The 26,385-nt window shown below is 59.8% G+C and carries 23 protein-coding genes and 1 pseudogene; 7 read left to right on the top strand and 17 right to left on the bottom strand.

Annotation, left to right across the window (positions count from 1 at the left end; genetic code table 11):
• The first annotated feature begins 14 nt into the window (after positions 1-14).
• The 6 genes from DCO45_RS12740 (at position 15) to DCO45_RS12720 (ending at position 5,878) form a co-directional block, all read left to right on the top strand.
• The gene (locus DCO45_RS12740) at positions 15-944 is read left to right on the top strand and encodes a branched-chain amino acid ABC transporter permease (RefSeq protein ID WP_021028670.1); all 930 of its coding nucleotides are present in this window, start codon (positions 15-17) and stop codon (positions 942-944) included.
• Positions 941-1,072 (top strand): hypothetical protein, encoded by a 132-nt coding sequence (locus tag DCO45_RS23365; RefSeq protein ID WP_260718758.1) that lies wholly within the window; start codon positions 941-943, stop codon positions 1,070-1,072. Before DCO45_RS12740 ends, DCO45_RS23365 begins: the two co-directional genes overlap by 4 nt.
• A 15-nt stretch (positions 1,073-1,087) precedes the next feature.
• Positions 1,088-2,152: a branched-chain amino acid ABC transporter permease gene (locus tag DCO45_RS12735; RefSeq protein WP_116926183.1), complete on the top strand. Its 1,065-nt coding sequence runs from the start codon at positions 1,088-1,090 to the stop codon at positions 2,150-2,152.
• 77 nt (positions 2,153-2,229) lie between these two features.
• Positions 2,230-3,543 (top strand): ABC transporter substrate-binding protein, encoded by a 1,314-nt coding sequence (locus DCO45_RS12730; protein ID WP_116926182.1) that lies wholly within the window; start codon positions 2,230-2,232, stop codon positions 3,541-3,543.
• Between the two features lie 131 nt (positions 3,544-3,674).
• Complete coding sequence (locus tag DCO45_RS12725; RefSeq protein WP_021028666.1) at positions 3,675-4,514, top strand: ABC transporter ATP-binding protein; 840 nt, start codon at positions 3,675-3,677, stop codon at positions 4,512-4,514.
• Positions 4,515-4,618: 104 nt separating this feature from the next.
• Positions 4,619-5,878 (top strand): AMP-binding protein, encoded by a 1,260-nt coding sequence (locus DCO45_RS12720; RefSeq protein ID WP_116926181.1) that lies wholly within the window; start codon positions 4,619-4,621, stop codon positions 5,876-5,878.
• Between the two features lie 600 nt (positions 5,879-6,478).
• Here the strand turns inward: DCO45_RS12720 and DCO45_RS22725 are convergent.
• The 17 genes and pseudogenes from DCO45_RS22725 to urtA all read right to left on the bottom strand — a co-directional run bounded on the left by DCO45_RS22725 (position 6,479) and on the right by urtA (position 22,645).
• Positions 6,479-6,838: a hypothetical protein gene (locus DCO45_RS22725; RefSeq protein ID WP_133248155.1), complete on the bottom strand. Its 360-nt coding sequence runs from the start codon at positions 6,836-6,838 to the stop codon at positions 6,479-6,481.
• 104 nt (positions 6,839-6,942) lie between these two features.
• Entirely contained in the window at positions 6,943-7,299 is a 357-nt protein-coding gene (locus tag DCO45_RS12715; RefSeq protein ID WP_133248154.1) for a hypothetical protein, read from the bottom strand.
• Between the two features lie 108 nt (positions 7,300-7,407).
• Positions 7,408-7,734, bottom strand: a complete 327-nt coding sequence (locus DCO45_RS12710; protein ID WP_243419336.1) for a DUF2750 domain-containing protein — start codon at positions 7,732-7,734, stop codon at positions 7,408-7,410.
• Positions 7,735-7,946: 212 nt separating this feature from the next.
• Positions 7,947-8,141, bottom strand: a complete 195-nt coding sequence (locus tag DCO45_RS12705; protein ID WP_116926179.1) for a hypothetical protein — start codon at positions 8,139-8,141, stop codon at positions 7,947-7,949.
• Positions 8,138-8,533 (bottom strand): SMI1/KNR4 family protein, encoded by a 396-nt coding sequence (locus DCO45_RS12700; RefSeq protein WP_116926178.1) that lies wholly within the window; start codon positions 8,531-8,533, stop codon positions 8,138-8,140. Before DCO45_RS12700 ends, DCO45_RS12705 begins: the two co-directional genes overlap by 4 nt.
• Positions 8,534-8,545: 12 nt before the next feature.
• The gene (locus tag DCO45_RS12695; protein ID WP_207788076.1) at positions 8,546-9,562 is read right to left on the bottom strand and encodes an RHS repeat-associated core domain-containing protein; all 1,017 of its coding nucleotides are present in this window, start codon (positions 9,560-9,562) and stop codon (positions 8,546-8,548) included.
• A gap of 13 nt (positions 9,563-9,575) precedes the next feature.
• Complete coding sequence (locus DCO45_RS22720; RefSeq protein WP_133248153.1) at positions 9,576-10,010, bottom strand: hypothetical protein; 435 nt, start codon at positions 10,008-10,010, stop codon at positions 9,576-9,578.
• Between the two features lie 19 nt (positions 10,011-10,029).
• Positions 10,030-13,638, bottom strand: a complete 3,609-nt coding sequence (locus tag DCO45_RS12685) for a DUF6531 domain-containing protein (protein WP_165841194.1) — start codon at positions 13,636-13,638, stop codon at positions 10,030-10,032.
• 1,068 nt (positions 13,639-14,706) lie between these two features.
• A pseudogene (locus tag DCO45_RS12680) lies at positions 14,707-14,790 on the bottom strand (ABC transporter ATP-binding protein); the annotation flags it as partial.
• Positions 14,791-14,800: 10 nt separating this feature from the next.
• A complete protein-coding gene (locus DCO45_RS12675) occupies positions 14,801-15,919 on the bottom strand; it encodes a Fic family protein (RefSeq protein ID WP_116926175.1) in 1,119 nt (372 codons plus the stop codon).
• Positions 15,920-16,010: 91 nt separating this feature from the next.
• The gene (locus DCO45_RS12670; protein WP_116926174.1) at positions 16,011-16,379 is read right to left on the bottom strand and encodes a zinc ribbon domain-containing protein; all 369 of its coding nucleotides are present in this window, start codon (positions 16,377-16,379) and stop codon (positions 16,011-16,013) included.
• Positions 16,380-16,441: 62 nt separating this feature from the next.
• Positions 16,442-17,665 (bottom strand): formamidase, encoded by a 1,224-nt coding sequence (gene fmdA / locus DCO45_RS12665; protein WP_116926173.1) that lies wholly within the window; start codon positions 17,663-17,665, stop codon positions 16,442-16,444.
• Positions 17,666-17,727: 62 nt separating this feature from the next.
• Positions 17,728-18,417: an urea ABC transporter ATP-binding subunit UrtE gene (urtE, locus tag DCO45_RS12660; RefSeq protein ID WP_116926172.1), complete on the bottom strand. Its 690-nt coding sequence runs from the start codon at positions 18,415-18,417 to the stop codon at positions 17,728-17,730.
• Between the two features lie 10 nt (positions 18,418-18,427).
• The gene (gene urtD / locus DCO45_RS12655; protein ID WP_021028661.1) at positions 18,428-19,171 is read right to left on the bottom strand and encodes an urea ABC transporter ATP-binding protein UrtD; all 744 of its coding nucleotides are present in this window, start codon (positions 19,169-19,171) and stop codon (positions 18,428-18,430) included.
• A gap of 14 nt (positions 19,172-19,185) precedes the next feature.
• Positions 19,186-20,379 (bottom strand): urea ABC transporter permease subunit UrtC, encoded by a 1,194-nt coding sequence (gene urtC / locus DCO45_RS12650; RefSeq protein ID WP_116926213.1) that lies wholly within the window; start codon positions 20,377-20,379, stop codon positions 19,186-19,188.
• Positions 20,380-20,402: 23 nt separating this feature from the next.
• Positions 20,403-21,317, bottom strand: coding sequence for an urea ABC transporter permease subunit UrtB (gene urtB / locus DCO45_RS12645; RefSeq protein WP_116926171.1), 915 nt, complete (start codon positions 21,315-21,317; stop codon positions 20,403-20,405).
• Between the two features lie 80 nt (positions 21,318-21,397).
• Positions 21,398-22,645, bottom strand: coding sequence for an urea ABC transporter substrate-binding protein (gene urtA / locus DCO45_RS12640; protein WP_021028658.1), 1,248 nt, complete (start codon positions 22,643-22,645; stop codon positions 21,398-21,400).
• A 329-nt stretch (positions 22,646-22,974) separates the two neighbouring features.
• Between urtA and DCO45_RS12635 the strand changes: the two genes are divergently transcribed.
• Complete coding sequence (locus tag DCO45_RS12635; protein WP_116926170.1) at positions 22,975-26,385, top strand: ATP-binding protein; 3,411 nt, start codon at positions 22,975-22,977, stop codon at positions 26,383-26,385.

Raw genomic sequence — 26,385 nt, 5'->3', positions numbered from 1 at the left:
CCCAGGGGACCGCAATGGCATTTTTTCTTGAAACTTTGTTTGGTGGCCTGATGGTGGGCATGCTCTACGCGCTCATCGCGCTGGGCTTTGTGCTGATCTTCAAGGCCTCAGGCGTCTTCAACTTCGCCATGGGGGCAATGGTGCTGTTTGCCGCGCTGGCGATGGCACGCTTTTCCGAATGGATTCCAAAATGGCTGGGCATGGAGCCCGGCGTGCTCAGCATCGCGCTGGCGCTTGTCGTCGCGATGGTCATCATGGTCGGCGTAGCCTGGGCGATCGAGCGCTTTGCGCTGCGCTACCTCGTCAACCAGGAGCCCATCGCGCTGCTGATGGCCACGCTGGGCATTGCCTACTTCCTCGACGGCCTGGGCCCGATGATCTTTGGCTCGGCCGTCTACAGCATCAATGTGGGCATGCCCAAGGACCCCATGTTCGTCCTGGAAAACATGTTCCAGGGCGGCGTGCTGATCAGCCAGGAAGACCTGTATGCCGCCGGCATTGCCGCCGTGCTGGTGCTGGTGCTGAGCGTCTTCTTCCAAAAGACCAAGACCGGCCGGGCGCTGCGCGCCGTGGCCGACGACCACCAGGCGGCCCAGTCCATCGGCATTCCACTCTCGCGCATCTGGGTCATCGTCTGGTCGGTGGCCGGCTGCGTGGCGCTGGTGGTGGGCATCATCTGGGGCTCCAAGCTGGGCGTGCAGTATTCGCTGTCGCTGGTGGCGCTCAAAGCCTTGCCAGTCGTGATTCTGGGCGGCCTCACCTCGGTGCCTGGCGCCATCGTCGGCGGCCTGATCATCGGCGTGGGCGAGAAGCTCTCCGAGGTCTACCTGGGCCCCTATGTGGGCGGCGGTATCGAGACCTGGTTTGCCTACGGCCTGGCGCTGTGCTTCCTGCTGTTTCGCCCTCAAGGTCTCTTCGGGGACAAAATTATTGATCGTGTATGAAATACATCTACAAGAATTTTGCGAAATCGGCACCGCATTCGCTGTGCGAATGCGGTGGCTGCAGCAAGCTGCTGCAGCAGGCAGCCGCAGGCTGCGCCCATGTGTACAAAATTATCGACCGCGTGTAATTGGAGAACTGACCTATGTTTTATCGTGAAAATGGCCAGTTCAAGACCAGCTACGCGGCCGACCAGCAGATCTTCCCGGTGCTGCAGGACAAGTGGGCCATGCTGGCCTTCCTGCTGGTGGCCTTTGTGCTGGTGCCCTTTGGCTTCAGCGACTACACCTTCAAGGCAGTGCTGATCCCCTTTCTGATCATGTCGCTGGGCGCCATCGGGCTCAACATCCTGGTGGGCTACTGCGGGCAGATCTCACTGGGTACTGGTGCCTTCATGGCAGCTGGCGCCTATGCGGCCTACAACTTTCATGTGCGCTTTGAAGGCATGCCGCTGATCCTGTCGCTGATCGGTGGCGGCCTGGTGTCCATGCTGGTTGGCGTGCTGTTTGGCCTGCCCAGCCTGCGCATTCGCGGTCTGTACCTCGCGGTGGCCACCCTGGCGGCCCAGTTCTTCATGGACTGGCTCACCAGCCGCGCCGCCTGGGTCAGCAACTACTCCTCGTCCGGCTCGGTCAGCGCCGGCAAGCTGTCAGTGTTCGGCATGCCGATCGAGACGCCGGTGCAGAAGTACCTGTTCTGCCTGGTCATCCTCTGCGTGCTGGGCCTGATGGCCAAGAACCTGGTGCGCAGCGCCGTGGGCCGCGAGTGGATGGCCATGCGCGACATGGATGTGGCCGCCAGCGTGATCGGCATCCGCCCCATGTATGCCAAGCTCTCGGCCTTCGCGGTCAGCAGCTTCATCGTCGGCATTGCCGGCGCGCTCTGGGGCTTTGTGCACCTGGGCGCATGGGAGCCTGCGGCCTTCAGCCTGGACCGGTCCTTCCAGCTGCTGTTCATGATCATCATCGGCGGCCTGGGCTCCATCGTGGGCAGCATCTTTGGCGCGGCCTTCTTTGTGCTGCTGCCGATCTTTCTGACCCAGGTGCCGCATTGGCTGGGGCTGCCGATCTCGACGGCGACCGCCACCTACCTGGAGCATATGGTGTTTGGCGCGCTGATCGTGTTTTTCCTGATTGTCGAACCCCATGGATTGGCCAAGCTGTGGGCCACGGCCCGCCAGAAGCTGCGTCTGTGGCCGTTCCCGCATTGAGTGTTTTTTACCGAGAGCAACGCAGAGTGTTCGCAAGTGGGGGTCACCCGCCCCAACAACCCTAAGGAGATAGAACCATGTCTTTCAAGAAAGCTGTGATCGCCGCTGCTACGGCAGCCCTGGGTATGGGGGCCATGATGGCTGCCCCGGCCGCGCAAGCCCAGGAGCAATTCGTTCCGCTGCTGGTCTACCGCACCGGCCAGTTCGCGCCGCTGGGCATCCCATGGGGTGACGGCAAGCAGGACTACCTCAAGCTCGTCAATGCCAAGGGCGGCATCAACGGCGTGAAGATCAAGTTCGAAGAGTGCGAAACCGCCTACGACACCGCCAAGGGCGTGGAATGCTATGAGCGCCTCAAGGGCCGCGACGGCGGCGCTTCCGGCTTTGACACGCAATCGACCGGCATCACCTTTGCCGTGACCGACAAGGCCGCGGGCGACAAGATGCCCGTCATCACCCCCGGCTATGGCCTGTCGCAATCGGCCGATGGCAAGGTGTTCGAGTGGAACTTCCCGCTGCTGGGCAACTACTGGACCGCTGCCGATTCCATCGTGCAGGACATCCTGAAGAAGGAAAAGGGCAGCCTCAAGGGCAAGAAGATCGCGCTGGTCTACCACGACTCGCCTTATGGCAAGGAACCCATCCCGCTGCTGCAAAAGCGTGCGGCCAAGGAAGGCTTTGAGCTGATGCTGCTGCCCGTCACCGCCCCCGGCGTGGAGCAGAAATCCACCTGGCTGCAGATCCGCCAGAACCGCCCTGACTATGTGCTGCTGTGGTCGGCCGGCGTGATGACGCCGACTGCCGTGCGCGAAGCGCAGGCCACCGGTTACCCGCGCGAGAAGATGTACGCCATCTGGTGGGGCGGCTCGGACCATGACGTCAAGGACATCGGCGCCGGCGCCAAGGGCTACAACACCGTCACCATCCACAACACCGCCGAGCGCGACAAGGTGCATGACGACGTGAAGGCCACGCTGTACGACAAGGGCCAGGGCACCGCGTCCGATCCCAAGGAGCTGGGCCAGCTGGCACACACGCGCGGCATGGTGATCGCGATGCTGCAGGTCGAAGCCATCCGCACCGCCCAAGAGAAGTACGGCAAGGGCAAGGTCATGACCTCCGAGCAGGTGCGCTGGGGCCTGGAGAACATGAACATGACCCAGGAGCGCCTGAACGAGCTGGGCTTTGGCAAGATCATCCGCCCCTTCAAGACCAGCTGTGACAACCACCTGGGTGCCGACTGGGCGCGTATCGCCACCTGGGACGGCAGCAAGTTCAACGTGACCTCGGACTGGTACCAATCGGACAAGACCTTGATCGACCCGCTGGTCAAGGAGTACGCCGACAAGTACGCCAAGGAAAAGAACGTGACGCCGCGTTCCTGCAGCTAAGGCTGCGTGGTCCCTGGGCCTGATGGGCCCGGGGCCTCTCGTGGCTGGCCCCTGGCGCCCTTCCTTGGCGGAAGGCGCCCGCTCCCCCGGGGCCGCCCGCCCTCCATTTTGTTGAGAGATCAGGTGACGGCATGACCGATTCCCCGCAAACAGCTTCCACCCCATCCGCAGCAGCGCCGCTTTTGGTCGTCAACGGCATCGAGGTGATCTACAACCATGTGATCCTGGTGCTCAAAGGCGTCTCGCTGTCGGTGCCGCGCGAATCGATCGTGGCCATTCTGGGCGGCAATGGCGCCGGCAAGACGACCACCTTGCGCGCCATCTCCAACCTGCTCAAGGGCGAGCGCGGCGAGGTCACCAAGGGCAGCATCGAGCTCGAAGGCGAACGCATCGAGGCGCTGACCCCGTCGGACCTGGTCAAGCGCGGCGTCGTGCAGGTGATGGAAGGCAGGCACTGCTTTGCCCACCTGACCATTGAAGAAAACCTGCTGACCGGCAGCTACACCCGCACCAGCAAGGGCGAGATTGCCGCCAATCTGGACAAGGTCTACAACTATTTCCCCCGCCTCAAGACGCGCCGCACCAGCCAGGCGGCCTACACCTCGGGCGGCGAGCAACAGATGTGCGCCATTGGCCGCGCGCTGATGAGCAACCCGCGCCTGGTGCTGCTCGATGAGCCCTCGATGGGCCTGGCGCCGCAGATCGTTGAAGAAGTCTTCAACATCGTGCAGGACCTGAACCAGAAGGAAAAGGTCACCTTCGTGCTGGCCGAGCAGAACACCAACATGGCGCTGAAGTACGCCGACTACGGCTACATCATGGAGAGCGGCCGCATCATGATGGACGGCGCCGCCAAGGACCTCGCCAACAACGAGGACGTCAAGGAGTTCTACCTGGGCATGGGCGGCGGCGAGCGCAAGAGCTTCAAGGACGTCAAGAGCTACAAGCGCAGAAAACGCTGGCTAGCCTAAGCCCCTGCAACGATCCGATTACCGCGCCGGCCGATGCCCAGATGCCGGCGTCTGCGGCAGATTCGCCCCAAAAAAATACCGATTACCCGTCCCGGAGAAACCGCATGAGCCCGCACTACGACGATCTGGAGTCCCGCGCCCCCGCTGCCCGCGAAGCCGATCTGATGGCCCGCCTGCCCGCCCAGATTCGGCACGCCCAGCAACACGCCCCCGCCTTTGCCAGCATCCTGCAAGGCGTCGATGCCGCCAGCATCAACAGCCGCGCCGCGCTGGCGCAGCTGCCCGTCACCCGCAAGCATGAGCTGCTCGAGCGCCAGAAGGCCGAGCGCGCCCAGCACCCGGGCCGCGCCATCTTTGGCGGCTTCAACACCGCGCCGTTTGGCAGCGCCATGCCGCGCATGTTTGCCAGCCCCGGCCCCATCTATGAACCCGAAGGCCAGCGCAGTGACTACTGGCGCATGGCCCGCGCCATCTATGCGGCCGGCTTTCGTGCCGGCGAGCTGGTGCACAACAGCTTCAGCTACCACTTTGTGCCCGCCGGCTCGATGATGGAATCGGGCGCCCAGGCCTTGGGCGCCACCGTCTTCCCCGCCGGCACCGGCCAGACCGAGCAGCAGGTGCAGGCCATGGCCGATCTGCACCCGCACGGCTATATCGGCACGCCCAGCTTTTTGAAGATCATCCTGGAAAAAGCCGAGGCCCAGGGCCAGCGCATTGCCTCGCTGACCAAGGCCCTGGTCTCCGGCGAGGCCTGCCCACCGTCGCTGCGCGACTGGTTCAGCGCCCGGGGTGTCGCCGCCTACCAGTGCTATGCCACCGCCGACCTGGGCCTGATCGCCTACGAGACCGAAGCCCGCGAAGGCCTGGTGCTGGACGAGAACGTGATTGTCGAAATCGTGCGCCCCGGCACTGGCGACCCGGTGGCCGAAGGCGAGGTCGGCGAGCTGGTCGTCACCACCCTCAACACCGACTACCCGCTGATCCGCTTTGGCACCGGCGACCTGTCGGCCGTCCTCCCCGGCCAATGCCCCAGCGGCCGCACCAACACCCGCATCAAGGGCTGGATGGGCCGCGCCGACCAAACCACCAAGGTGCGCGGCATGTTTGTGCACCCCGGCCAGATCGCCGAGGTCGTCAAACGCTTCCCCCAAGTGCAAAAGGCCCGCCTGGTCGTCAGCGGCGCGATGGCCCAGGACCAGATGAGCCTGCAGGTGGAAACCACCGAGCTGGGCGCGGGCCTGGCCGAACAGATTGCCGACGCCGTGCGCGAAGTCACCAAGCTGCGCGCCGACATCGCGCTGCTGCGCCCGGGCGAGCTGCCCAATGATGGCAAGGTGATTGAGGATGCGCGGAGTTATGACTGAGTGGGCTGTCAGGCATTGGGTGGGGGAGCAGAAGCCATTGAGGTGACTGCCTCTCGCCCCATTCGATGCTTTGTTTGATTTATTCACCGCAATATATGCGGTGAATAGCACTTTTAATCGCCGCATGGACTGCCTGGGAGGCCGCTGCTGTGCTGATTCGCGCCTAGACATCACGCTACGCTAGGCATGCGCCAGACTCGCAACCCATGGCGCGACAATGCCCCAACCGATCAAAATGTCGTGTTCGTTGCAGCAGGGCAAATAGCGCGTTTCGTCATCGCACACCTAGAAGTCCAGTGCCACTGCCAAATTGCTGCCGCACTCGGCAGGAACATGATGCAGCGCGCGGGGCCAACATATTGAGAAATGAGCTCTCAGCCATCGGCTCGAGGACACCCCCTCAGGCGCGGAACGGCTATCCCAAGGTGGGGGATGCTCCGCATCAACACCAAGCCGCTCTCGCAATTGCGCAACGACGGTCGCCCGCTTGACCAAGCTCAAAGCCGCTATCTGGATGTCTGCGCTTCTGGCGGCCACAGAAACAGAGTCGGTGTTTAAGCAGTTCTCAGTCGTGCAGTGCGCTCCAAACGCTGCTTGCGCCTATGCGTCTTCCCTACGATCTGCTTGCAACCTGCCATGCCGAAGCAGACGTGATGTGATACCACCACGAGTTCGCTCATGTGCCTTTGCCAGCGCTGACACATCCAATCCCGCATCAAAAGCTGAAAGCAGTTGCTCATCCTCTTCCGGCGACCAGGACTGCCCTGCCTTGCTCGCCCCCTCCATCTTGGGCCGTAACGGCTTTTCAGCTGTCTTGTCCAGCGCCATGACCGCCATATTCAGCGCCCGAATGACATCGGGGCTATGAACGGGGTTGTCCTCAGGCAGCAGATGCCCAGTTTTGGGGTCCAATCCTTGCGCCAACAACCCGAGCACTTGTTTTGCGTCAGCCAATGTCATTTTTCCTCCTCGCCGTCGGAGAGACCACACAGACGGCCAAACTCTATTTATGAAACTAACAAAATCGATGCCCAGAGCCGTATGTGCCAATACCGTTTTGCCCGCTATCTCAAACGACCGGATTCAAGCAGATAGCCCACAAAGCCATCGTGCAGACTTTCACCTAAGTTATTGCCGTCCTCATCCACTAGATGCACGCGGCCCTTCTCAGCCAAGGCAGTTCCTCCATCGATGGAAGTCAAAATGGAGACAGCAAAACCTCTCAGACACTCTGCAAATACCTTTTTGACATCGTCCCCATCGACTCCTGCTGCGGCAAGAGCTCGTTGCAGATTTTGGTAGGGCTCTTGCTCCTCCACCCATACCAAGTCAGTTTCAGGTTTCGTCAAGGCATCTCCCGCTGCCTTGACCCAAGAGTCCATTGATACCGCTATGTCCTCAAAAAAATCTGATTCGTGCATACTTCCATCAAACAAATGACAAGTGCCATGATTTTAAACATGAAGACTGAATTCAATACTTCTGCAATTCACTAACAAGCGCCATATTCAAATCATCTACACTTGGAGTCATCCCTTTACCCTCAGGCTTGAAAAAACCCCAGGCAATACCCCATCTTTTTTTAGTTTAGGGAATAAATCATCCATCAACTCTGCAAGCGTAATAAGACGTGGCTCATAACCCTCCCATTCACAGACTGCACATAACTGCGCATAGTCTTTGGCTGGCCAAAGTGGAAATACCGTAACACCATCATTTGTAGCGGCAAGAGCCCATCCACCTTGATAAAGACCCCAGACTTCTTGCCTATCGGCAACAACTTTGACAAAGTGATCAAAACGCTTCTTATCAGGCAGCGCGAGAACAGAATCAACATGCTTACGATTTAATGCCATGGCTGTGGTTATATCCTTCAGCCACCTACACCAAATTATCGATTTGCGATCTGACTACAACTATAGAACATAATCCTTCTGGTATTTTTACTCTATTGGAGTTTTCGCAATACATTATGAAATTTATTTAAATAAAAACATAAGCATATCCATCTTCTTTTGCTGCTATTACCGAGGGCTGCTGTCAGCAGTTCTTTGTATTAGCTCTAACATCATCCAGACTTGCCCTCGCGCAACTTACGAATCACACGATTCCAATACCGCACCGCTTCAATGTGTTGCCGCCTTGTCAACCAAGCCTTGTTATTGGGATCGTTCGGATCACCGCCGAGAATCAACGGCGTGATATCGAATAATTCCATGCTTGGCGGACGCGCATCGCCACGCGGATCAGAGGACTTCGTCATTTGGCCAACTGGACAAGGAGATCATTGAAGTTTTCGGCGACACGCGTGGCATATCGAAGATTCATACCAATGAACGGAATCCGAACTACCGGCATAGACGCCTCTCGCGTATCAAACCCATACCCTTCGCCACCACCATCGGACCCAAAGAGCACGATTCCCGGTGCGTACTGTTCGACCTCGTATTCATGATTGAAGGTGGCCAGTTCCCCAGAACTCCAGAGAATCAAGTAGTTATCGCCAATGAACCCTTCGCCTCCATCGTGTTCACCGATGAACTGTAAGTAATCAGATGGCAATGACCGACCAAGGGCAGCAATAGCAGCCTGGATTGCCGCACTAGAGGCTCCCTCGTTCAGTTGTCCATCCTTCAATACGTCTTGAATGCTCATTTGTCGTTTCCTTTATTGGCCGCTCACGTCTCTCATCAATTGATTCCACCATGGGGTGACTTGCTGACGATGAACATCACGAGGCAAGACAACCTTGTTGGCTGGATCAGTTGCACTACCGCCGAATTTGACGGGCTGAATTTCGTGAACATCGACAGCCTTGCCGACAAGACCTTGCTCTCGACGAATTGTGCTATTGGCTGCATTAGCTGCCATCCGCGCAGCATCATATTCAGCACCCTCAAGCAATCGCAACGGCCCTTGCGGCTTGGGCACGCCAGCTGGATAGCCCGCCCAATTCACAATTGAAAACTCGCCCGCCCTTGCGCCCTTTGCTGCAGCAGCGCCAACTGCAGCCGCTCCCCCCGCCAAAGCAGCACCACCTAACGCCTCCCCTGCCGCAATCTCACCAGCTACGATGCCAACCCTTGAGGCATTCACAGTTGCAGTGACGGCAAACCTCAAAGCTACTGTTCTAGCAGCATGCGCCGTCGCAGTCAGCGCAAAGGGGATTAGAAAGGCAATGCGCCCATCTGGATCTAGATATTTAGTGGGATTATTGTTCCCATACGCATAACGGTTGAAGCTGTGCAGATTCCCATCTTGGTAATCAACCGGGTCTATGCCAAGAAACCGCCCAATCCCAGGATCGTAGTAGCGCGCTCCAAAATACTGCATGGTGGTGTCGGCATCTTGCTCCTTGCCGTGAAACCACTGGGTCTGCGCTTCGCTCTCCAGCTGCCACTCCGTCTTTTGGCCGTAGGCGAAATATGATTCCTTCCAGAGCACATTGCCGGCAGCATCGGTTGCGGCAAGCGGGCTGCCGCTGATGTCACTATGGATGTAGGTGACGGTCTCCTTGGCGGTGGCCAATCCCCCTGTGGCTAAAAGCATGCTGCTAATGGCGACGGTTAACATCGCTCTCAACCACACACTAGGTTTGCGCCGTGTGGTCCTTGTCTGCCAGAAGGTGGAGATCAACCGGAGGAATAAACCGAACGGGGACGATTGCTTCAAGTGCTGTTCCATGGTTCTCCTCCATTCAGTTGTCTTGCGTGCAAAGCACTTGGTTGTCGTCTGTCAGCTGCCGCGCCTCTTCTTGGGTGACGGCTCTGGTGGTGCAGGTCTCAGGGGTACTTACCGTGCTACCGACCAGTTTTGGGATGCCCTGGAGCTTGCGGGCCTCATATTTCAGCTGCCCTGCGTTGACTGCGGTTTTGGCTGTCTCCATGCCACGCGGTGTTGCCCATACCGGCAAGGGAATCGATTCAGGAGTCGCCTTCAGATCGCTGGTTTGCAAAGGAGCAGAGGGCTTGTTGTCTGGTAGCTCGATCGTTATGCCGCTGCCAGCAGGAACTACCACGGCCTGGGCGTGGACAGCACCAGCAAACAGGCTCAAGGACAGCAACAAGACCAGGTTTCCAAAGCGTGTGTAGGTGGGAGAGCACATAGGCCGCGATGTATGCGAGTTATTCATGGCGTAGATCCTTGGTGGTTTAGTTCAACTCGATGCTGCGTTCCGCCACTTGGCGCCGCCCCAGATAGATAAGCTCTTTGCGCAGACTCGAATCCATGGTCTGCATGAGCAGGCCTTGCGAGTCATGCAAATACTGGGTGGTGCCCTGCGCAGCTACAGTCTGAGCCCGCATGTTGGAGCCGTCGTAGTCATGCAGCTTTTGCACTGCGGTCCCACAATCGGTGCAGCGCAGGTTGTTGGCACGATCGTGACCAAAGGTGTTGTATCCGTTGGCACTCACATTACCCGCCTGGTCGTATTCAAAGCTTCGAGAGAAACCACCTGCTACCCCTGTGAGCAGTCCTGTTGCAGTGTCGTAGGTGTAGGTGTTGAGACCCGTAGGTGTACGCAAATACGTTAGATTGCCGGTCCTGTCGTACCCGTACTGACGGTTAACTGTGGTCGTTGCCTCCGTGATAAGGCGGTCCAGCTTGTCGTATGCGAATGCCCTTGCGTACACGCCATCGGCCAGTTCGTTGATGTTGACCATGTTCCCTACGGGATCATAGACATAGGTGCTATTCACAAATCGGCTGGAGCCTTGGCCATATGTCAAATCTGAGGGCCACTGCCGGCTATTGATGCCCATAGTGGAGACCACGCCATTGGCATAGCTGATTTGGCTGGGCATTCCATTCGGGTGGTAGTCCACACTATGTATATAAGGCAGTACTGCACGTGCTCGCCCAAATGCATCAGGCTCGTAGCTGACCTGATTGCCTGATGGGTAGGTGATAGACGCCAGCGCTTCATTGCTGTCGTAGGCATAACCCAATGTTTGGGTGCTTGCACCGACGCTCAGGCTTTCTTTGGTGATCTTGTTGTTTTCGTCATAGCTGAAGCTGCGCGAAATATCGCCGCTTAGTGAGACAACCAGATTGCCGTTGGCATCATAGGTATTCTTCACTGCAGGGGCATTTGGCACCGCCGCATCTTCCGAGCTGGGATAGCTGATATCTGTCAGCCGATTGCGACTGTCGTAAGCGTATATGGTTGCTGGGCCTGCTCCGATCCTCTGGCTTATCAGGTTCCCAATAGCATCCCTCTCAAAATTTGTTGTGCCTATTTCAGGATCAGTTTTTGAAGTCAGGAAATATCGAATGTCATAACCATAGCCGCGGGTTTTCCCATCCATGCTCACCGTCGTTAGCTGCCCAAGAATATTCCTGGTCTGGCGCACATCGGCAAGCGCGAACAAACTTCCATTTACCGTTTCACCTGACGCGAGCCTAACTCGTTCACGCTTATCAGGATCAGAGTAAGCCCTGTAATAGTCGATCGATGCACGCCCCGTGGAATCTTGGTTCACCACATATAGATTGCCATAGCTGGTGTAGTTGATATGTTGGGCATTTGTCGTGCCTACCGGATTACCATTGAGAGTAGCGACAACCCTGCTTAACCCATCGTAGACATAGCCCGTCCCCATCGTACTGTTGGGATAGGATTGATGGATGAGCTCACCCATCACGTTGTGACTGTAGTTAACCCAGACAGGTACCTGTCCTGGAGCACTTGCCTCCCGACGGAGGGTACGACCGAACCCATCGAAGGAGGTGGCCTCAGTCATATCACCTCTTTCCACAACACGGGTATTTGGAGTCCAAGCCACGGATATTACTGCCCCACTTGGCTTTGCAACCGAAGTGACACGATTCAGCAAATCGTGTGTGAACCTTGTGATATTTCCACGGGCATCTGTTTCAGCAATTACATTACCAGCATCATTGACAGATCTACCGACAGTGGAGCCATCAGCATATGTTTCTTTTCTGGGAATACCCCGGTGATAATCAGAAAAGCTTTCTACCTGCCCTAGCGCATTAACCTTAGTCGCGATATCGCCTGTTGGATGGTATGTTGCTGAGCTCACGACCCCAGCGATACTCTCCAACACCACATTCCCATTCGCATCAAACTGGCGTTTGGTTTCATGCTGCTCCCCCTCACTGACCACAACAGCACTTGCAACGCGATTTATTATCCACTTATCCGTATCAACATGGTGTTTCAGTGCGGTTTCTCGGATATAAGTCCGGTCTGCGACATTTGTCGCCATCTCTACCACCTTACGCGCATTTCCATAACCATCGAAATCAGAATTCGTTAGCGTAAAGCGCTCACCAATACGATTGTAGTTCTCAATCCGGGGAACGCGCGCAACCGGATTGAAGCTGTTGCTTGTATAGTTTTGGGCTACAACATCTATTTGACTAGAAATTATAAAGTCCTGATAGGCCAGTAATACGTTTTCATGGTCACTGGTACGCCCAAGGTAGATACCAACAGATGTGGGAGCCTGACGTACAGAGTGGTAGCCTGCATGATAATGTTCTACAACTTTTCCAGCTGGATCTGTAATCTGGGTAATATTAACCTGACTTCTGTCATCCGGAGGCATGCTGTACGAATGTGTTATTGAGTTGCCAACACGACTCACGGGCAGCTCGTTAGTAGCGACTCCATAAACGTAATTCCAATTTCCGGACTGACTCTCTTCTGGGCCAGCATTGGCAGTTTTCCCTACCACTACAGTGCTTTGGCGACTACGCGGTGTCCCAGCCAAGAAGTCAACATGACCGTAGCGATAGTCAATAGTCCCACCACTCGGATAACCCACCTTGCTGAGTGATCCCACACCAGGAGTGGCTTCATAGCTGTAATTCCAGGAATGACCATCTGGTCTTTTTACGGCTGTTAAGTAATTGCGAGACCCTGCGCCTGGAGTGACGGTGTATTCCCACTCACGCGAGTTGCCCGCATCAACCACCTTTGAAAGCTTGGAATCGACATAATTAAAATCCAAGCCACGCCCGTCACTTGTTGCGACCTTGGTCATTGCCATGACGCCATTGTCCAGAAATTGATAACTGATGTTGAACCAGTTGCCATTTCTATCGGTGATTCTTTCAGGATAGTAAGCCGTTTGCTTGCTGCTCACTGCCCCAAATGAATTCCCTTTTTTAGTCATCCGAAAGCTATGACCATCAGGAGACTGGACAATAAAAACGCCCTCAATACACTTGGCACGCCAAAAATCTTTGGTCATCCAAGTTAAATCGCCATCAAACGCTTGCTCGTAGAATATTTGCCGGCTTCCATCTGACTTTTCGAATACGGGATTGGCCGAAGCGACTGTCCATGAAGAAGAACACAAAGCTTTATTGGACCCTCGCAGCACGCGCCCCATATGCATGGTCCATCCCAGCCCAACAGGGCTGTATTCAAAGTCAGCCCATGTGGAAGTAGTGGCGAAGGGATCATCGATACTATTATAGCTACGTTGGATGGCAAGATCCATTCCACCATTTCCAGGAATTACCAAGTCGGTAACTGTATAACTTAATTTCCCGGTAAAAGTACTTATCATCTCATTGGGAGAGTGCGATACAGACCCACCTAATGATGCAGCTTTTTCTTCGAAAAAATCAGGAATACTAGGAAGGCTTGATTCGTCCGATTGGGCATAGGCGCCCTGAACAACCATTAATGCTGCAGCATAAATGACTGAGTGACCAACTTTTTTTTGGCGATACCCAGGTGTTTTTTTAATTATCCTTTGAGAGCCCCGATCAAATATCCCTGACATAGTTTCTCCTCTTGAGGCAGCCAAGACCATAACCACTCCCACTCGCTTGGGAGTGGGATATACGGTTGGCGCACTCGTGTTTGGTGTAAAGAAGCAGTTCGATTTTTGCCAAAAACTATCAGTCTCTAGCAATCGTTAACCACTATTTACTTAGGAGAAGTGTCAGATTGATGTCCGTCTACGAGACAGCTATGGACTTAAGTTGCAAGCGGGAGTGCGCTCCCACGCGACACGCATCGAAGTAAACGCAAACAAACATTTCTTGAATTTTCATTTATTTCACCGCACGAATGAATTAGAAAAACTGCAACTCAATGCAAATTTAGGTGCCACATCAATTAATCAAAATAATATAGAATTTTTTTATCCAACTTGATAACTTCATATTAACAATAAGTCATCTTGCTCACCACGCAATGCGCCCCGCAGCGCCCTGTGACAGCAACCATATTGCGCAATATTCAATATAGTTATTCAGATAAACTATCAGAATAAAGTTACAAATTGGTTTGCAGCTGTAAGTGCATTGCTAAGTGGCATTGGGCACCTCAGTAGCTCAGTTCTGCCTCCAGAAAAAATGGGTTACAAAAAACTTGATTCGTTGATGTATCGCTCCGCGTCTATCGCCCCCTGTTTGCGATTAGCCCAGTAAAAGTGTTCAATGGCTGATCATCCAATGCCGGTTCCCCACCTGGCTTTTGAGCTCCGGCTGCGCCGCAGCCGCAGCGCTACTGCCTTTAGCGCCCCCCACTGCAACAACCACACCCACTGGGATGCCGCGGCCGCCCATAGTTGCCCGCAGCAGGGTCGTTGTCACGCGACATGCGCGGCGCATCGCGGCCGCGTTCGTTGACCTCGGCGGTGCGACGCTGCTGCGGCGATGTGCAGGCCAGGCGCGGGGCCTGGGTGATGACGCGCTCGGCGGCGGCGCCGCAGTGCGGGCAGGCGCAGGCTAGGTTGCGGTCAGACAGGCGACGCAGCTAGTCGAACTCACCGCATTGCTGGCAGGCGTAGTCATAGGTGGGCATAGATGGGTCTCTCCTGCAGATAAAAGCGGGCTGGCGCTGCGGCGCGGGCAATCGCCAGCTGCTGCTGCCCGCCCGAGAGACTGCCGCCCTTGCGTCGGCGCATGTCCCACAGCACCGGGAGCAGCGTGATGGCGCTACACCGCGCTCAGCAAATAGCTTGTGCTACGCCCACCAGCCGCCTCTTTGTCCAATACCCCCAGCGCCAACAGCTCGTTGATATCCCGCAGTGCCGTGTCGCTGGAACACTTGGCAATGGCCGCCCATTTTCCGGTGGTGAGCTTTCCGTCAAAGCCATCGAGCAAGCGGTTCAGCACCTTGATATGGCGCTCATTCATCGGCGTCATCGCCCAATGGCGCCAAAACTGCGCCTTGTACAGGACGACCTCCAAGCCCTCGTTCGCTTGCAGGACCGCCTGGTGCAAGGTCTGCAAAAACCACAGCAGCCATGGCGTCACATCCATGCCGCCTTTTTGCGTGCGCTCCAACACCTCGTAATAGGCCTTGCGCTCCCGCTGTATCTGGGCAGACAGGCTGTAAAAGCGTTGCGCACTGCCATCCGCACGCGCCAACAGCAGATCACCAATGGCCCGCGCCATACGACCATTGCCGTCATCAAATGGGTGGATGGTCACAAACCACAGATGGCCCAAACCGGATTTGAGCAATGCCGGAAGGGTGGAAGGCGCCGGGTCATTGATCCAGGCCAGCAGCTTGGCCATCTCCGCTGGTACTTGGGGCGCCGGAGGCGCTTCGTAATGCACTTTCTGGCGGCCGATCGGGCCGGATACTACCTGCATAGGGCCCGCTGCGTCATCGCGCCACGTGCCCACCGCTATCTTGCTCATGCCCGAATAGCCGGTCGGGAACAAGGCGGCATGCCAGCCATAGATGCGCTGCTCGGTGACGGCTTGCTGGTGGTTTGCCGTCGCGTCGAGCACCATCTCCACCACCCCTTCCACATGGCGGTCTACCGGTGCAAGCGCCCCAATATCCAGCCCCAACCGCCGGGCGATGGAAGAGCGCACGGATGCCACATTGAGCGACTCCCCTTCGATCTCGGAGGTCCTGAGCACATCCTGCGTCAGCGCAGCCAGGCTCGCCTGGTCCCGCAGGCCCATGCCGACATCCGCCAAGCGGCCCAGCAGCATGCCTTGTGCCTGGCTGACCTGCGCCAGCGGAGCAGCCAGGGCATCGCTATCGAACTGCCACTGAGGCCAGTGCGGGGATTTCCAGATATATTCACCGCTAAACATGCGGTGAATAATAGGCCTAAACGCCGCAAATGTCTATGGCGTCTCCAAAACTGGCCTGGCTGTGCGCTGACGCATCTCTGATCCCAGCCCCTCAGTGGCTGATCATCCAAGGCCGGTTCCCCACCTGGCTTTTCAGCGCCGGCTGCGCCGAGGCCGCAGCGCTACCGGCTTTGGCGCCCCCACTGCAACACCCACACCCACTGGGATGCCGCAGCCGCCCATAGTTGCCCGCAGCAGGGTCATTATCACGCGACATGCGCGGCGCATGACGGGCGCGTTCGTTGACCTCGGCGGCGCGGCGCTGCTGGGGGGAGGTGCAGGCCAGGCGCGGGGCCTGGGTGATGACGCGCTCGGAGGCCGCGCCACATTGCGGGCAGACGCAGGCCAGGTTGCGGTCGGACAGGCGGCGCAGCGCGTCGAATTGGCCGCAGCGCTGGCAGGCGTAGTCATAAGTTGGCATCAAAGTCTCCTGCACTCAAAGATAAAAGCGGGCCGGCACAGCGGCCCGCGCAAGCCAGCGTCTTACTTGTCGTACGAGATCGGCATATCGATGCTGCCGTCCAGGTACTTGACCGGGCCGGCCGCGCTCGGGTTGATGTCGAACTCAAAGATCTGCGTGGGCAGCCACAGGGTGGCGCAGGCATTGGGCACGTCCACCACGCCGCTGATATGGCCCTGCACGGGGGCGGTGCCGAGGATGGAATAGGCCTGCGCGCCCGAGTAACCAAACTTCTTCAGGTACTCGATGGCGTTGAGACAGGCCTGCTTGTAGGCCACGTTCACATCCAGGTAGTACTGCTTGCCCGATTCGTCGACGCTGATGCCTTCAAAGATCACATAGTCGTTGTAGGTCGGCACGATGGGGCTGGGCTTGAAGATGGGGTTCTTGATGCCGTACTTGGCCATGCCGCCCTTGATGATGGAGACCTTCATGTGCACCCAGCCGGCCATCTCGATGGCGCCGCAGAAGGTGATTTCGCCATCGCCCTGGCTGAAGTGCAGATCGCCCACCGACAGGCCGGCGCCATCGACATAGACCGGGAAGAAGATCTTGGAGCCGCGCGAGAGGTCCTTGATATCGCAGTTGCCGCCATGCTCGCGCGGGGGCACGGTGCGCGCACCGGTGGCAGCGGCCTTGTCGCGCGCCTCGCCCTTGAGCTGACCCATGTGCGCCGTCGCCATGAAGGGCGGGTTGGCCAGGTTGCCGTCCGGGTTGGTGTCGATCAGCGCCTGCTCGCGCGCATTCCAGGTCTCGAGCATCTTGGGGTCGGGCAAGGTGCCGATCAGGCCCGGGTGGATCAAACCGGCATAGCGCACGCCAGGGATATGGCGCGAGGTGGTGAACATGCCCTGGAAATCCCAGATCGACTTCTGCGCCGACGGGAAGTGGTCGGTCAGGAACCCGCCGCCGTTCTTCTGCGAGAAAAAGCCGTTGAAGCCCCACTGGCTCTCGTCCTTGGCACCGATGTCGAGCAGGTCCACGACCAAGAGGTCACCGGGCTCGGCTCCTTTGACACCGACCGGGCCCGAGAGGTAGTGCACCGTGGTCAGGTCCACATCGCGCACATCGTCGGCGCTGTCGTTGTTCTTAATGAAGCCCCCCGTCCAGTCGTAGGTCTCCAGCACAAAGTCATCGCCGGGGTTGACCCAGCAGGCCATCGGAATATCGGGGTGCCAGCGGTTGTGCACCTTCTCGTTGGAAGGGGCCGGTTGGGACAGATCAACCTTGATCAGGGTTTCGGGCATGTGCAACTCCTGTGATGCAGTCAATGGAACAAGAAACGCGCGGGCGGCCCGCGCAAGCGGTGTCAAACCGACAGGTACGACTTGATGTGGGCCTCGTTGGTGTTGGCGCGGTCGGTCTCGTGCACGATGCGGCCGCCCTCGATCACGAACAGACGGTCGGCCACATCCATCGCAAAATGCAGCACCTGCTCGGAGACCACGATGGTGATCTCGCGCATCTTGCGGATCTCATTGAGCGCCTTGGCGATGTCCTTGATGATGGACGGCTGGATGCCCTCGGTGGGCTCGTCGAGCAGCAGCACCTTGGGGTTGGTGACCAGCGCACGCGCAATGGCCAGCTGCTGCTGCTGCCCGCCCGAGAGGTTGCCGCCCTTGCGCCGGCGCATATCCCACAGCACCGGGAAGAGTGCATAGATCTCGTCGGGGATCTTGCGGTCGCGGGAATTTTCCAGACCGGTCTCGATGTTCTCCTCGACGCTCAGGGTCGGGAAAATCATGCGGCCCTGGGGCACATAGGCAATGCCCTTGGCCACGCGCAGATAGCTCTCGTCGCGCGACACATCCTGCCCCGCCACCTGCACCGCCCCGCTCTTGAGCGGCAGCACACCCATCAGCGCCTTGAACAAGGTGGTCTTGCCCATGCCGTTGCGGCCCATGATGGCCAGGGTTTCGTTGGGCCGGCCTTCGAAGGAGATGCCGTGCAGCGCCTCGCTCTGTCCGTAGGCCACGTGGATATCGTTGACTTTCAGCATATGCGGCTCCTCAGTGGCCCAGGTAGACATCGATGACTTTGGGGTCGGACTGCACGGCCTCCATCGAGCCCTCGGCCAGAATCTTGCCCTGGTGCATGACGGTGACCTTGTGCGCAATGCGGGCCACAAACTCCATGTCGTGCTCGATCACGATCACCGAGCGGCCCACGCAGATGCGCTTGAGCAGATCGGCCGTCAACTCGCGCTCGCGCGCGCTCATGCCGGCAATCGGTTCGTCCAGCATCAGCAGCTCGGGCTCCTGCATCAGCAGCATGCCAATCTCCAGCCACTGCTTTTGCCCGTGCGACAGCAGGCCCGATTCCATCTCCAGCACATGGTCCAGGCCAATCTCCTGGGCCACCGCCTGCACGCGCTGCTGCACAGCGGGCGTGCACTGAAAGCGCAGCGCGCCAAACACCGAGCGTCCCTCAGGGTAGGACACCTCCAGGTTCTTGAAGACCGAGAGGTTCTCGTAGATCGAGGGCGTCTGGAACTTGCGGCCTATGCCCTTGCGCACACGCAGGTACTCGTCCATGCCCGTCAGCTCCTGGTTCTGGAACTTGATGCTGCCGCTGCTGGCCTTGGTCTTGCCGCAGATCAGGTCGAGCAAGGTGGTCTTGCCCGCGCCGTTGGGGCCGATGATCACGCGCAGCTCGTTCTTGTCGACATAGAGGGTCAGGTCCTCGATGGCCTTGAAGCCGTCAAAGGAGACCGTCAAACCCTCCACCGCCAGTGCGAAATCGGTATTGCTCATTGCATGCTCCTGGTTCAGACGCCTTCGGCCGCAGGCTTGCCGGCGACGGGCTCCTGCGCTTTGCTGCTGGTGGTTGCGGGCTTGGTGCTGGCAGGGGCGGCGCCGTGGCTGGGTGTACTGGCGGGTTTGGCTGCGCGCCGGGCCAGCAGCGGCTTGACCTTGCTGGCATACAGGCCCGCCAGACCATTGGGGAAGAACATGGTCACGACGATGAACAGGCCCGCCATGCAGAACATCCACAGATCCGGGAAGGTCTCGGAGAAATAGGTCTTGCCAAAGTTGACCAGCAGCGCGCCGTAGACGGCCCCCACCAGGCTCATGCGGCCACCGACGGCGGCAAAGATCACCATCTCGATGGAGGGCACAATGCCGACGATCGATGGCGACATAAAGCCCACCTGCAGCGCAAACATCGCGCCGCCAATGCCCGATATCGCAGCGGCCAGGCAGAACACAAAGACCTTGAACATCGACACGTCGTAGCCCGAGAAGCGCACGCGGTCTTCCTTGTCGCGCATCGCCAGCAGCAAGGTGCCCAGCTTGCTTTTCTGGATCCAGAGGCAGGCCACCACCGACAGCAGCAGCAGGCCGCAGCAGACGTAGTAGAGGATGTACTTGGCGCTGTCGGTGCGGATGTCCCAGCCCAGCATGGTGCGCAGATCGGTCATGCCGTTGACCCCGCCGGTGTAGCCCTGCTGGCCGATGATCAGCACCGTCAGGATCAGCGCCACCGCCTGGGTGATGATGGCAAAGTAGACATCGCCCACGCGGCGGCGGAACATCGCAAAGCCGATGATGAAGGCCAGCAGTGCGGGCACTGCCACCACCGCAAACAACGCAAACGGCAGGTACTCGAACGGCGTCCACCACAGCGGCAGCGCGGTGAGCTGGTTCCAGTCCATGAAGTCGGGGATGCCCGGCGTGGACTGGATCGCGGTGCTGACCTTGTCCGAGGCTTCGAGCTTGAGGAACATGGCCATCGCGTAGCCGCCCAAGCCAAAGAACACGCCCTGCCCCAGGCTCAGCACACCGCCCCAGCCCCAGAGCATCACCAGGCCCACGGCCACAAAGGCGTAGCACAGGTACTTGCCCACCAGGTTCAGGCGGAAGATGTCCAGCCCCAGCGGCAGCAGCGCCAGCAGCACGACGGCCAGGATGGCCACATGGCCCAGGCCGGTTCGCTCCAGCCACACACGCATATCTTTCATGGTTGTCATCCTTTGCACCGGCTTTAGCGGCGCACCTTGCTGGCAAACAGACCTTGGGGCCGCAGCATCAAGACCACGACGATGAAGGACAAGGTCAGCACCTTGGCCATGGAGCCACTCAGGAAGAACTCCGTGATCGACTGCACCTGGGCAATGCCAAAGGCCGATGCCACAGTGCCCAGCAGACTGGCAGCGCCGCCAAAGGTGACGACCAGGAACGAATCCACGATGTAGAGCGAGCCGGAGGTGGGCCCGGTCGAGCCGATGGTGGTGAAGGCCGCCCCGGCAATGCCCGCCACCCCGCAGCCAATGGCAAAGGTGAGGCGGTCGGTCTTCTTGGTATTGATGCCGATGGCGTTGGCCATCACGCGGTTGATGACCGTGGCGCGCACCCGCAGGCCCCAGCGGCTGCGGTAGAGCGCGATCAGCACGCCGGCTGTGACCAGCAGCGCCAGCGCCAGCACAAACATGCCGTTGATCGGAATGTCCAGCCCCTCACTGGGCGACCAGGAACCCATCAGCCAGTCAGGCAGGGTGGGGCTCACCTCTTTGGGGCCGATCACCGTGCGGAACACCTGCTGCAGCCCCAGGCTCAGGCCCCAGGTGGCCAGCAGGGTATCGAGCGGGCGCTTGTACAGGTGCCGTATCAACGCCCACTCGGCCAGCCAGCCCAGCACAAACGCAAACACAAAGGCCGCCACGATCGACAAGGGGAAGTAGTAGGGCGTCCAGGCCGGGGCATGGGCTTCCACCAAGGTGGAGGCCATGAACACGGTGTAGGCGCCAATGGTCATGAACTCGCCATGCGCCATGTTGATGACACCCATCTGGCCAAAAATAATCGCCAGGCCCAGGCCCATCAGCAGCAGTACCGCAAACAGGCTGAGGCCCGCAAAGCCCTGCATCAGCCCGATATTCATCATTTCAGAAAAAGTCATGGCGCTCTCTTGTCGGGTGGTGGTCGGCGGCAGCGCGGGCCAGAGGGTGTTTGCCTATGGCCCGCGCCGGAGGGGCCGCGTTATTGGTAGCCTTTAGGGAACGGATCAGGTTTGATCAACTCGGGCGACTCGGACACCACCTTGAAGGTCCCGTCCGGCAGGCCCTGCGCAATGCGCGACTTGCTCCAGAGGTGGTGGTTGGCGTCGATCTTCACGTAGCCTTCCGGGGCAGTGTTGAGCTCGATGCCCGGCGAGGCGGCCACGACCTTGTCGACATCGAAGCTGCCGGCCTTCTCGACAGCGGCCTTCCACAACCAGGGGCCCAGGTAACCGGCCTGGGTCACATCGCCGATGACCGACTTGGGGCCGTACTTGGCCTTGAAGGCCTCGACAAACTTCTTGTTGTTGGGGTTGTCCAGCGTCTGGAAGTACTTCATGCTCGAGTAGAAGCCGGCAAAGTTCTCGCCGCCAATGCCCAGCATTTCGTCCTCGGTCACCGACAGGGTCACCAGGAACTGCTTGTCACCGGTGATGCCTGCGGCCTTGAGCTGCTTGTAGAAGGCCACGTTGGAGCCACCCACGACAGCGGCAAAGATCAGATCGGGCTTGGCCACCTTGATCTTGTTGATCAGCGAGTTGAAGTTGGTGTTGCTGAGCGGGTAGTACTCTTCGCCCACCACTTTGCCCTTCTGGAAGGTCTCGATGTGCTTGCGCGCAATCTTCATCGAGGTACGTGGCCAGATGTAGTCCGAGCCCACCAGGAACACCTTGGAGGCGTTCTTTTCCTTCTTGGCCCAGTCGAGGCTGTACAGAATCTGCTGGGTCGCTTCCTGGCCGGTGTAGATGACGTTCTTGCTCTGCTCCAGGCCTTCGTAGAACGTGGGGTAGTAGAGCAGGCCGTTTTCCTTCTCGAAGACCGGCAGCACGGCCTTGCGCGAGGCCGAGGTCCAGCAGCCAAACACGGTGGCCACATGGTCGCTGATCAGCAGCTTCTTGGCCTTTTCAGCAAAGGTGGGCCAGTCGGAGGCGCCGTCTTCCTTGATCACGCGGATCTTGCGGCCCAGCACACCGCCCATCGCGTTGATCTGGTCAATGGCCAGTTGTTCGGCCTGGATGGAGCCGGTCTCGGAGATCGCCATCGTGCCAGTCGACGAGTGCAGCTGCCCGACCACCACCTCGGTATCGGTCACCGCCAGCTTGGTGGTGTTGACCTGGGCGGTCGGCGGGGTCTGGGCGCGGGCCAGCATGGGCAGACCCGCCACGCTGATGGCACCCAGGCCTTGCAAGAGACGGCGGCGGCGAAGCGACTGATGGAAATCCTGAGACATGCTTTTCTCCTCAAGTGGTTCAGCGGGCTGAACTGGTAACGGGTTGAAACCTGTAGCCACTCTAAAAGTGCGGCCGCCAAACACCCATACGTCATTTGACGTAGCACCTGCGTAGCCACCGCAGGCTAAGCTTGCTCGCCCAACGCACCTTGGGGTGCACCTCACCGGCCGCACCTCACCGGCCACGTCTCGGCGACCACACCTGGCCGGCTGCACTTGGCCGGCCACACCTCGCCGGCCACACCTCGCCGGCCGCACCAGCCTTGCCGTGGCCTGAATATTGCTTAGTCTGCGGATCCCTTGCCCCCAGCGCCTGTGCGCTGCCTGTGATGACCAAACCGTCCCAAAAGATCTTCCCGATCCGCCGCGAATACAACGCCTGGGTGGCCGACGAGACCATGGAGGACTACGCACTGCGCTATACGCCGCAAAAGGCCCGGCGCTGGAGCGAGTGGCAGCTGCTGAACACGGCGATGGGCGGACTGTCCTTTCTGGCGCTGGAGGCGATTGGCGCGACCATCACCTTGGCCTATGGCTTTAGCAGCGCCGCCTGGGCCATTGCGGTGATGGGCATCGTCATTTTTCTGACCGCCTGGCCCATCTCGGTCTGCGCGGGGCGCTATGGGCTGGACATGGACCTGCTCACCCGGGGCGCGGGCTTTGGCTACCTGGGCTCGACCATCACCTCACTGGTCTACGCCACCTTCACCTTTATCTTCTTTGCGCTGGAGGCGGCCATCATGGCGCTGGCGGTGCAGATGGCGCTGGGCTGGCCGCTGGTGGTCTGCTATGTGCTGTGCGCGCTGGTGGTGATCCCGATGGTGCTCTATGGCGTCACCTTCATCTCCAAGCTGCAGGCCTGGACCCAGCCGCTGTGGGCCGTGATGCTGCTGACCCCCTACCTGTGGCTGGCCTTCCAGCAGCCGCAGTTTGTGCAGGAGCTGCCGGGCCTGTCGGGCCTGACCTCGGGCAGCGCCGATTTCAACTGGCTGTATTTCGGCTCGGCCAGCACGGTGATCTTCGCGCTGATCGTGCAGGTGGGCGAGCAGGTCGATTACCTGCGCTTCATGCCGCGCAAGACGGCCTCCAACCGGGGCCGCTGGTGGTTTTGTGTGCTGATGGGCGGGCCCGGCTGGATTCTGCTGGGTGCGGCGCGCATGCTGGGCGGCGCCTACCTGGCCTATGTGGCGCTGCAGTTTGGCTCAACCGTGGCCGAGGCCTCGGACCCCACCCACCTCTACCTCACCGCCTTTGGCAAGATCGTGCAGGACCCGGGCGTCGCCCTCTGGATTACGCTGGTCTTCGTCATCATGGCGCAGATCAAGATCAATGTGACCAATGCCTATGCCGGGTCGCTCGCCTGGTCGAATGTGTTCTCGCGCCTCACCCGCAGCCACCCCGGCCGCGTCGTGTGGCTGGTCTTCAACGTGATGATTGCGATGCTGATCATGACCTTGGGCGTGTTCAGCGCGCTGGAGAAGGTGCTGGGCATCTACAGCAATATCGCCGTCGCCTGGGTTGGCGCGCTGGTGGCCGATCTGGTCATCAACAAGCCGCTGGGCCTGAGCCCGACGGGCACCGAGTTCCGCCGCGCCTACCTGCACGACCTCAACCCGGTCGGCCTGGGCGCCATGGGCATTGCCGCGCTGGCCGCCGGCATTGCCTATAGTGGCCTGCTGGGCGAGCTGGCCAGCGCCTTTGCGCCCTATATTGCGCTGGCCATTGCGCTTTTGGTATCGCCGCTGCTGGCCTGGGCCACCGGCGGGCGCTGGTATATCGCCCGCCAGCCCGAGCAATTCGAGGCTGCGCAGCTGCAGTGCGCTGTCTGCCAGAACCAGTTCGAGCGCGCCGACATGGCCGGCTGCCCCGCCTATGGCGCGCCGATCTGCTCGCTGTGCTGCTCGCTCGATTCGCGCTGCCACGACCGCTGCAAGCCCAGCACGGCGCGGGCCCAGGTGCAGTGGCGCAGCCTCTACGAGAGCCTGCTGCCCCAGCGCATCCAGCGCAGCATCAACTTTCGGCTCGCGTCCTATGCGGGCACGGTGCTGCTGCTGACCAGCCCCATGGCGCTGGCCTTGTTCGTGGTCTATATGCAGCAAAGCCTCTCGCCCGGGCAGACGGATTTGCGCTGGGCCTTTGTGCGCGCGTTCTCGCTGCTGGCGCTGCTGTGCGCGCTCTACGCCTGGTGGCTGGTGCTGGCCAAGGACAGCCGGCGCATGGCGCGCGAGGAGTCCGAGCGCCAGACGCAGATGCTGATGCAGGAGATCGAGGCCCACCAGCGCACCGATGCCCAGCTGCAGGCCGCCAAGGAGCATGCCGAGGCGGCCAACCAGGCCAAGTCACGCTATGTGGCCGGCATGGCCCATGAGCTGCGCACGCCGCTGACCAGCATCCTGGGCTATGCCCAGCTGCTGCTGCGGCGCAGCGACCTGCCCGGCCCCGCGCACGAAAACATCAGCACCATGCTGCACAGCGGCCAGCACATGCATTCGCTGATCGACGAGTTGCTGGACCTGGCACGCATCGAGGCCGGGCGCCTGCGGCTGGACCCGGCGCCGCTGCAGTTCCCCGAGTTTCTCGAAGCGGTCAATCGCATGGTGCGGCCGCAGGCCCAGGCCAAGGGCCTGCAGTTCGAGCTGCAGACGCAAGGCCGCATTCCCGCCTGGGTGCGGGCGGATGCCAAGCGCCTGCGCCAGATTCTGATCAACCTGCTGGGCAATGCCATCCGCTTTACCGACAGTGGCAGCATCCGCCTGCAGGTGGACTGCCACAGCGATGTGGTGCGCTTTGACATCCGCGACACGGGCATCGGCATCGCGCCGCAGGACCATGAGCGCATCTTCATGCCCTTTGAGCGGGGCAGTGCCGGGCGCCGCGCCGCCAGCACCGGCACCGGCCTGGGCCTGACCATCACCCGCATGCTGACCTTGCTGATGGGCGGGGAGCTGAGCCTGCAAAGCACGCCCGGCCAGGGCAGCACGTTCTCGGTGCGCCTGTACCTGAGCGAGGTGCACAACCCGCCGCGCGCACCGGCCGGCCAGCCCCAGGCCCGCCCCTTTATCGGCGGCTACCTGGGCCCGCGCAGAACCCTGCTGCTGGTCGATGACCAGCCCATCCACCGCCAGCTGATCGCCGGCGTGCTGATCCCGCTGGGCTTTACCGTGCTGGAGGCGGCCAGCGGCCAGGAATGCCTGGAGGTCATCCGCGACACGCCACCCGACGCCCTGTTGCTGGACCTGAGCATGGACGACCTGAGCGGCTGGCAGACCGCTGCGCTGGTGCGCCAGCAGTACAGCGCCATGCACCTGCCCATCGTCATTGTCTCGGCCGACCTGTTCGAGAACCAGCCCGAGCAGCTCGAGCGCGCCGGCTGCCAGGCCTTTGTCGGCAAACCGGTGTTGGAGTCCGAGCTGATGGACACGCTGGCCTGGCTGCTGAAGCTCGAATGGATAGAAGACATGGCCGCTGGCTCGGCTGGCTCGGCTGGCTCTGCGACCACGGCCCCCGCAGCGCCGCCACCGGCGCCGCAGGAGCCGCCCCTGCCGCCGGATCTGCAGTCGGACATCACGCGCCTGGCGCGCTTTGGCGATGGCGCCGGCCTGCGCAAACTGCTGGCGGCCGCCCAGGCCAGCCACCCCCAATCGCGCGGCACGCTGCAGGCCCTCGATGCCGCTGCCCAGCGTTTTGACTTTCCCCTCATTCTTGAGAGCCTCGGGCCTGCAGGGCCTGCGGACCACTGA

The organism is Comamonas sp. JNW (assembly GCF_003105075.1).
Taxonomy (GTDB): Bacteria; Pseudomonadota; Gammaproteobacteria; order Burkholderiales; family Burkholderiaceae_C; genus Comamonas; species Comamonas squillarum.
Note: the sequence above shows the minus strand (reverse complement) of the source record. Positions and strands in the feature narration are given on the sequence as shown.

Coding starts and splice junctions, on each gene's coding strand:
- DCO45_RS12735 (WP_116926183.1), top strand. CDS start 1,088: ATGTTTTATCGTGAAAATGGCCAGTTCAAGACCAGCTACGCGGCCGAC.
- urtA (WP_021028658.1), bottom strand. CDS start 22,645: ATGTCTCAGGATTTCCATCAGTCGCTTCGCCGCCGCCGTCTCTTGCAA.
- DCO45_RS22720 (WP_133248153.1), bottom strand. CDS start 10,010: ATGAATAACTCGCATACATCGCGGCCTATGTGCTCTCCCACCTACACA.
- DCO45_RS12720 (WP_116926181.1), top strand. CDS start 4,619: ATGAGCCCGCACTACGACGATCTGGAGTCCCGCGCCCCCGCTGCCCGC.
- urtE (WP_116926172.1), bottom strand. CDS start 18,417: ATGCTGAAAGTCAACGATATCCACGTGGCCTACGGACAGAGCGAGGCG.
- urtC (WP_116926213.1), bottom strand. CDS start 20,379: ATGAAAGATATGCGTGTGTGGCTGGAGCGAACCGGCCTGGGCCATGTG.
- DCO45_RS12685 (WP_165841194.1), bottom strand. CDS start 13,638: ATGTCAGGGATATTTGATCGGGGCTCTCAAAGGATAATTAAAAAAACA.
- DCO45_RS22725 (WP_133248155.1), bottom strand. CDS start 6,838: ATGACATTGGCTGACGCAAAACAAGTGCTCGGGTTGTTGGCGCAAGGA.
- DCO45_RS12635 (WP_116926170.1), top strand. CDS start 22,975: ATGACCAAACCGTCCCAAAAGATCTTCCCGATCCGCCGCGAATACAAC.
- fmdA (WP_116926173.1), bottom strand. CDS start 17,665: ATGCCCGAAACCCTGATCAAGGTTGATCTGTCCCAACCGGCCCCTTCC.
- urtD (WP_021028661.1), bottom strand. CDS start 19,171: ATGAGCAATACCGATTTCGCACTGGCGGTGGAGGGTTTGACGGTCTCC.
- DCO45_RS12705 (WP_116926179.1), bottom strand. CDS start 8,141: ATGACGAAGTCCTCTGATCCGCGTGGCGATGCGCGTCCGCCAAGCATG.
- DCO45_RS12710 (WP_243419336.1), bottom strand. CDS start 7,734: ATGGCATTAAATCGTAAGCATGTTGATTCTGTTCTCGCGCTGCCTGAT.
- DCO45_RS12700 (WP_116926178.1), bottom strand. CDS start 8,533: ATGAGCATTCAAGACGTATTGAAGGATGGACAACTGAACGAGGGAGCC.
- DCO45_RS12740 (WP_021028670.1), top strand. CDS start 15: ATGGCATTTTTTCTTGAAACTTTGTTTGGTGGCCTGATGGTGGGCATG.
- DCO45_RS12670 (WP_116926174.1), bottom strand. CDS start 16,379: ATGCCAACTTATGACTACGCCTGCCAGCGCTGCGGCCAATTCGACGCG.
- DCO45_RS12675 (WP_116926175.1), bottom strand. CDS start 15,919: ATGTTTAGCGGTGAATATATCTGGAAATCCCCGCACTGGCCTCAGTGG.
- urtB (WP_116926171.1), bottom strand. CDS start 21,317: ATGACTTTTTCTGAAATGATGAATATCGGGCTGATGCAGGGCTTTGCG.
- DCO45_RS12725 (WP_021028666.1), top strand. CDS start 3,675: ATGACCGATTCCCCGCAAACAGCTTCCACCCCATCCGCAGCAGCGCCG.
- DCO45_RS12695 (WP_207788076.1), bottom strand. CDS start 9,562: ATGGAACAGCACTTGAAGCAATCGTCCCCGTTCGGTTTATTCCTCCGG.
- DCO45_RS23365 (WP_260718758.1), top strand. CDS start 941: ATGAAATACATCTACAAGAATTTTGCGAAATCGGCACCGCATTCGCTG.
- DCO45_RS12730 (WP_116926182.1), top strand. CDS start 2,230: ATGTCTTTCAAGAAAGCTGTGATCGCCGCTGCTACGGCAGCCCTGGGT.
- DCO45_RS12715 (WP_133248154.1), bottom strand. CDS start 7,299: ATGCACGAATCAGATTTTTTTGAGGACATAGCGGTATCAATGGACTCT.